The organism is Nodularia chucula CCY0103 (genome assembly GCF_963923915.1).
Taxonomy (GTDB): domain Bacteria; phylum Cyanobacteriota; class Cyanobacteriia; order Cyanobacteriales; family Nostocaceae; genus Nodularia; species Nodularia chucula.
Genome location: NZ_CAWUOL010000154.1, coordinates 1 through 6,297, shown reverse-complemented (window position 1 = coordinate 6,297; position 6,297 = coordinate 1). Strand labels below are relative to the sequence as shown.

Below are 6,297 nucleotides of genomic sequence, written 5' to 3'. Positions count from 1 at the left end.
TGCTGATTAGGCAAGTCCTCTTGTCAACAGGGTTTGAGATGCGCTGACCCTGGATTTTAGGTATTTTAATTGAGGCAAAACGTCAGGGATTAATTCCATTAGTCAAGCCCGGCCTTGATGATTTAATCTATACAGCTAAATTTTGGGTTAATCCCTCTCCCCACAATCGTATTTTATCAATTGTTGGAGAATTATGAATGATTATAGGTAATAGGTAAAGAACCCATTACCCATTATTAAAGATTACTTTTGTGCCAAATATTGATACATTTCCCAACGTGCATCTACTTCGGATTGTGCTTGTTCTAAGAGATGTTTAGCAACTTCTGGCTTACTCTTAGTCAACATTTTGAAGCGATTTTCTTGATACATTGATTGTTCTACTGATTGTGTAGGCGATCGCATATCCAATTGCAACGGATTTTTACCTTGATTTTGCAACTCTGGATTATGGCGATACAACAACCAACGTCCTGATTCTACCAGGGATTTTTGATGTTGCATACCTGTGGTCATATTAATACCGTGGGCAATGCAATGGCTGTAAGCAATAATCAATGATGGTCCATCAAACGCCTCGGCTTCTAAAAACGCTTTCAGGGTATGTTCATCTTTTGCACCTAAAGCTACACTGGCTACGTAAACATTTCCGTAGGTCATCGCCATTAAACCTAAATCTTTTTTGGGTGCTGGTTTACCACTGGCGGCGAATTTTGCTACTGCTGCTTTCGGTGTGGCTTTGGATGATTGACCGCCAGTATTGGAATAGACTTCTGTGTCCATGACCAATATATTCACGTTGCGCCCACTGGCTATTACATGGTCAATACCGCCAAAGTCAATATCATACGCCCAGCCGTCACCACCGACAAGCCAGACGCTTTTTCTGACTAAATAATCAGCTAGGGATTTGAGGTTTTGAATTTGGGATTTTAGATTGGGTTTAGAACTGAGTATTTTATCTAACTGTTGTTTGAGTAATTCGACTCTTTCCCGTTGTTCCCAGATGTCAGCTTCAGATTTTTGTTCAGCAGTCAGGATAGATTTTACCAACTCATCAGAAATTTCCCCAGTCCCCAGTCCCCATTCCCCAGTCCCCAGTAACAATTCTGCTGCAAATTCTGCTTGTTTATCCAACGATAAACGATAGCCAAACCCAAATTCGGCGTTATCTTCAAATAAGCTATTTGACCATGCGGGTCCCCGTCCTTCAGCGTTGGTTGTCCAGGGGGTGGTGGGGAGGTTCCCGCCGTAAATGGAAGAACAACCGGTAGCATTGGCAATGACTGCGCGATCGCCAAACAATTGTGTTAATAATTTTAAATACGGTGTCTCACCACAACCAGCACAAGCACCGGAAAATTCAAATAAAGGTTCTTGCAGTTGTTGTTGCCGAATTTGGTTGACTTTTAACAGTCTGCGGTCAGGATTGGGTAAATTTAGGAAGAAATCCCAGTTTTGCCGTTCTTGTTCCCGCAAAGGTAGCTGCTGCGCCATATTAATGGCTTTCTGGGATGGTTCAGACTTGCTTTTAGCTGGGCAAATATTTATACAGATAGCGCAGCCTGTACAATCTTCTGGGGCGAGTTGAATGGTGAATTTTTGATTACTAAAGCTCTTATCCTTAGCATCAATTGATTTAAAGCTACTGGGCGCATTAATTAACTCATCTGGTTGATAAGTCTTAGCCCGGATAGCAGAGTGGGGACAAACCATGACGCACTTACCACACTGAACGCAGACATCAGGTTCCCATACAGGTATCTCTTCCGCGACGTTACGTTTTTCCCATTTAGCTGTCCCTGTGGGAAATGTGCCATCAGCAGGTAATGCACTCACGGGTAAATCATCACCATGCCATGCCATAATTTCACCTAGAACATCCCGCACAAATTCCGGCGCACTATCTAAGAGGTGGGGAGTGGGGAGTGGGGAGTGGGGAGTGGGGGAAGATTGGGGTATGTCTACTTTATGCAAGTTAGTCAGGCTGTTATCTACTGCTTGCAAGTTCTTCTGGACAACTTCTGTCCCTTTCTTACCGTAGGTCTTTTCAATGGATTTTTTAATTTTGCTAATGGCTTCGTCTTGGGGTAAAACACCTGCTAAGGCAAAAAAGCATACTTGCATAATGGTGTTAATTCTGCCACCCATGCCACTATCACGGGCGACTTTGTTGGCATTAATGACGTACAATTTTAGTTGTTTGTCAATAATCTGTTGCTGTACGTTTTGGGGTAAATATTCCCAGACCCTATCCGCATCATGAGGACTATTTAACAGCAAAGTTGCTCCAGAAATGGCATCTTTTAAAATATCTATGCGTTCCAGAAATCCCCAGTGATGACAACCAATAAAGTTAGCTTTGTCAATCAGATAAGTTGACCGAATGGGCTGGGGACCGAAGCGCAAATGCGAAACTGTCATTGACCCAGATTTTTTGGAGTCGTAAACGAAGTAACCTTGGGCGTAGTTCTCGGTTTCTTCCCCAATAATTTTAATGGAGTTTTTATTAGCACCTACTGTCCCGTCGGAACCTAAGCCATAAAACATGGCGCGGACAACGTTATTTGCTTCGGTGGAAAAGTTGGGGTCAAAATTTAAAGATGTATGACTTACATCGTCGTTAATACCAATAGTAAAGTGATTTCGCGGTTGTGGTTGGGACAGATGATCGAAAATTCCCTTCACCATTGCTGGGGTAAATTCCTTGGAGGAAAGACCATAACGCCCACCGATAACTTTGGGAGTTATTTTTCCAGCTTCATAAAGAGCAGTGACTACATCTAAATATAAGGGTTCGCCGGCGCTTCCTGGTTCTTTGGTGCGGTCTAGGACGGCGATCGCCTGTACACTCTTAGGTAAGACTGCAATAAATTTTTCGACATCAAAGGGGCGATAAAGTCGCACTTTCACCACACCCACCTTTTCCCCTTGGGTAGTGAGATAATCTACTGTTTCATGGACAGTTTCACACCCGGAACCCATGAGAATAATTACCCGTTCCGCATCCCTCGCGCCGTGATATTCATAAATTTGATAATGTCTCCCTGTGACTTCTCCAAACTCATCCATGAGGCGCTGGACAATGGCGGGAGTGGATTTGTAGTAAGGGTTTGCACCTTCACGGGCTTGAAAGAACACATCAGGATTTTGGGCTGTTCCCCGCAATAGGGGACGGTCTGGAGTGAGGGCGCGGCTGCGATGAGCTAAAATCAGATTTTCGTCAATTAGCGATCGCAATTGCTCATCTGACAATAACTTAATTTTCTGCACTTCATGAGATGTTCTAAAACCATCAAAGAAATGCATAAATGATACACGAGTTTCCAAGGTCGCAGCTTGGGCAATTAACGCAAAATCATGGCTTTCCTGCACTGAAGCAGAACACAATAGCGCAAACCCTGTAGCACGGGCTGCCATGACATCACTATGATCACCGAAAATAGATAAGGCGTGGGTAGCCAAGGAACGGGCGGAGACATGAACCACGGCGCTAGTCAGTTCACCAGCGATTTTGTAGAGGTTGGGTATCATCAACAACAACCCCTGGGAAGCCGTGAATGTGGTACTCAGGGAACCGGTTTGTAATGCGCCATGTACCGCAGCAGCAGCGCCGCCTTCACTTTGCATCTGCACCACACTGGGTATGGTATTCCACAGATTGGGAAGATTTGCAGCAGCCCAAGTATCTGCCCATTCACCCATTGCTGAGGAGGGGGTGATAGGATATATGGCAATTACTTCGTTTAATTTGTAAGCAACACGGGCTACAGCTTCATTCCCGTCAATGGTTGCGAAGGTTTTGTTCATTTTTTCCTGGCTTTTGTTTGTAGCGGTTCCTTGGTTGCAATAAAATTAAATATATTAATTAGTAGGCAGTTTTTATATTTTATGTCTGAGTGATTTTTATATCTATTTATTATTAGTTATGTACTCATGTTTTATGAGTTCTGATTGGTAAGGGTTTGAGGTGTTTTTTTCTGGTTTTTGGGGTGGAGGTCTGGGAGTTTTTTAACGCAGAGGTGCGCGAAGGTTAGCGCAAAGGTACGCGGAGGGTTTTTTATAGTATTTTAAGGGTTTATTTTTCGGGAAGGGACACATCTTCATAAACATCGGTGAGGGAACAAGAAAAATTTAGGCTGTTTAATTGTAGTTCTTGATTTTTTCTATAGCTGTAAAGCTCCCATCTACCTGCTAAGTTACGCCGAAAACAATCAACACGCTGGCGATTTTGACTGATTACAACATATTCTTGCAATGTTTCTATTTCTTGATAGTCACTAAATTTATCACCTCTGTCTAAGGCTTCTGTTGAGGGTGATAGAACTTCAATAATTAAGCTGGGGTAACGTTTAAAATAATCAAATTTTGGATCTCGTTGATCACAAGTCACCATGATATCAGGATAGTAAAAAATATTCAGAGATTCGATGCGTACTTTCATGTCAGCAACATAAACACGACACCCAGTTCCGCGAATATGATTTCTCAGCAGGGTGACTAAGTTAGCAGTAATTGTTACATGAGCATCACTTGCTCCTGCCATACTATAAATCTGTCCTTGGATATATTCATGTTTAATCTGACTAGATTTTTCAATTTCCAGATATTCTTCTGGTGAAAGATAGGGTTGAGATTGGCTAATATTCATAGAAATAAATTTTGATATTTCCTGATAATTCCTAACAGTTGAATAATATAATCTTGCCATTTCATATTCTGATTCAGCAAGTGCCAATTTTCCGGCTTTAACGCAGATGGCGCGATTGTGGTTGATTGGGTGTAGAGGAGGGAGACGGAGAAACTGTATTTCTTAATAGGAGTAAGGGTAGGCTGAGAATACCGAGAATTATTACTACTCCAGTCATAATCCATATAGGTAAACGGTGCGGTCGATAATCAGCGCGTTCAATTTCCCTGAATACTTGATTGTATCGCCATGCTGCTAGGGCGATCGCCACTATGCCAAATACTACAAATACAACCCCTAAGTTTTCTGAGTTAAATATAGGATTAACTACAGATTCTTGTTGTGTAAGGGCAAGATTCAATTGTCGCATAAATAAACCGAATCGCGCGATCGCAAAACCAAAACCAATTAATGATATAGAAGTCCTTAACCATGCTAAAAAAGTCCGCTCGTTGGCTTGATGTTCCCGTTGGCGGTCAATTTTGGGTATTTTATTCATAAAATATAGTTTTTATGGAAAAATGAGGTTTGAAACCTCGCACTTTTAGAGCGAGGAGTATCAAATGGGTGCAGTTACAGCCAACCTGGGAAATGTTTGGTAAACTGAGGTAAATTTAATAGCTGAATTTGCGGATGTTCTTGGGCGGCTTTTCTTTCTGTTTGGGTATTATAGCCCCAGTCTGCTAAGAAAAGTTTGACATCTTTTAAGTCTGTTTGCTGTTTGACTAACTGCAATGTTTTCAGTCTATCTTCTACAAACCACAGACTAACTGGTGTTTTTTCAGCTTTCTGAATTAATTCTCGCAGAGTTTCGTATTTAGGGCGCTTGATTTCTTTACCAAAAATCGCTGCTGGGGGTAAATTCACTCCTTCTCTTTGTAATAATTGCTGCACAAATCGCCCTTCTTTGGTGGTGACAATATATAATTTTGTCTCGCTAGCTATGGTGAGTTTAATTTTTTCCACAACTCCGGGATAAAATCTATGCAGACTTAGCCAACCATCTAAATCTGTGTTAATCCATTCATCCCGTAAGTTGTCTAATGCTACAGCAATTTTTTGGGATTGGAGATTATGGTCTAATAAAATTTGTGGCGTAATATTGACCCAATCTTGCAGAATTTTTTCTTCAGGAATCTTATCTACTAAGGCTTTGATTAATACTGGCATTTCCCAACCTGTTTCAATTACAGGTCTGAGGTGATAAAATCTTAAAGCTAAGTCATCTGCTGGTGTATTGTCTACAGGCGACCAAATTTGACAATATGTGCGCCATGCGACTTCAAAATATTCAATTAGTCCATCGCAAATTACTCCATCAAAGTCTAAAGCTAAAATTGTGGGACTACTTGCGGTCATTGTGTTGCGGAATAAACTGCTGTTGTTAGATTAACTGAGAAATTCCCTCTCAGCAGTAATTTTTGTAAGTATTTCATAATTAATCTCCAGTCTGGTTAATTAGTAAGATTGCAAACAGTCATTACAAAGCAAGCAGGGGAGAACAAGCAGACGTTTTGTGATTATTTCTAAATAATAGGACTTATACCTTTTTTATCAGAAGTGTTGAATGTTAAGAAAGAGGTGATAAAAATAACCCAAAATATGGT

The 6,297-nt window shown here is 41.3% G+C and carries 5 protein-coding genes; 1 reads left to right on the top strand and 4 read right to left on the bottom strand.

Translation table 11 applies throughout. From position 1 onward, the window contains the following. The first annotated feature begins 53 nt into the window (after nucleotides 1-53). Nucleotides 54-197: a DUF3368 domain-containing protein gene (locus ACM0OP_RS23550; RefSeq protein WP_414530827.1), complete on the top strand. Its 144-nt coding sequence runs from the start codon at nucleotides 54-56 to the stop codon at nucleotides 195-197. A 46-nt stretch (nucleotides 198-243) separates the two neighbouring features. Here ACM0OP_RS23550 and nifJ read toward each other — a convergent pair whose 3' ends face one another. The 4 genes from nifJ to ACM0OP_RS23530 all read right to left on the bottom strand — a co-directional run bounded on the left by nifJ (nucleotide 244) and on the right by ACM0OP_RS23530 (nucleotide 6,049). Further along, nucleotides 244-3,810, bottom strand: a complete 3,567-nt coding sequence (nifJ, locus tag ACM0OP_RS23545) for a pyruvate:ferredoxin (flavodoxin) oxidoreductase (RefSeq protein WP_414530826.1) — start codon at nucleotides 3,808-3,810, stop codon at nucleotides 244-246. A gap of 268 nt (nucleotides 3,811-4,078) precedes the next feature. Next, nucleotides 4,079-4,651, bottom strand: coding sequence for a Uma2 family endonuclease (locus ACM0OP_RS23540; RefSeq protein WP_414530825.1), 573 nt, complete (start codon nucleotides 4,649-4,651; stop codon nucleotides 4,079-4,081). A 97-nt stretch (nucleotides 4,652-4,748) separates the two neighbouring features. Beyond that, on the bottom strand, nucleotides 4,749-5,189 hold the full coding sequence (locus ACM0OP_RS23535; protein WP_414530824.1) for a YidH family protein: 441 nt from the start codon (nucleotides 5,187-5,189) through the stop codon (nucleotides 4,749-4,751). A 74-nt stretch (nucleotides 5,190-5,263) separates the two neighbouring features. Further along, nucleotides 5,264-6,049, bottom strand: coding sequence for an HAD family hydrolase (locus ACM0OP_RS23530; protein ID WP_414530823.1), 786 nt, complete (start codon nucleotides 6,047-6,049; stop codon nucleotides 5,264-5,266). Between the last annotated feature and the right edge of the window lie 248 nt (nucleotides 6,050-6,297).

What these genes read in the sequence shown, in the direction of transcription:
- ACM0OP_RS23535 (WP_414530824.1), bottom strand. Translation starts at nt 5,189, where the DNA reads ATGAATAAAATACCCAAAATTGACCGCCAACGGGAACATCAAGCCAAC.
- nifJ (WP_414530826.1), bottom strand. Translation starts at nt 3,810, where the DNA reads ATGAACAAAACCTTCGCAACCATTGACGGGAATGAAGCTGTAGCCCGT.
- ACM0OP_RS23540 (WP_414530825.1), bottom strand. Translation starts at nt 4,651, where the DNA reads ATGAATATTAGCCAATCTCAACCCTATCTTTCACCAGAAGAATATCTG.
- ACM0OP_RS23530 (WP_414530823.1), bottom strand. Translation starts at nt 6,049, where the DNA reads ATGACCGCAAGTAGTCCCACAATTTTAGCTTTAGACTTTGATGGAGTA.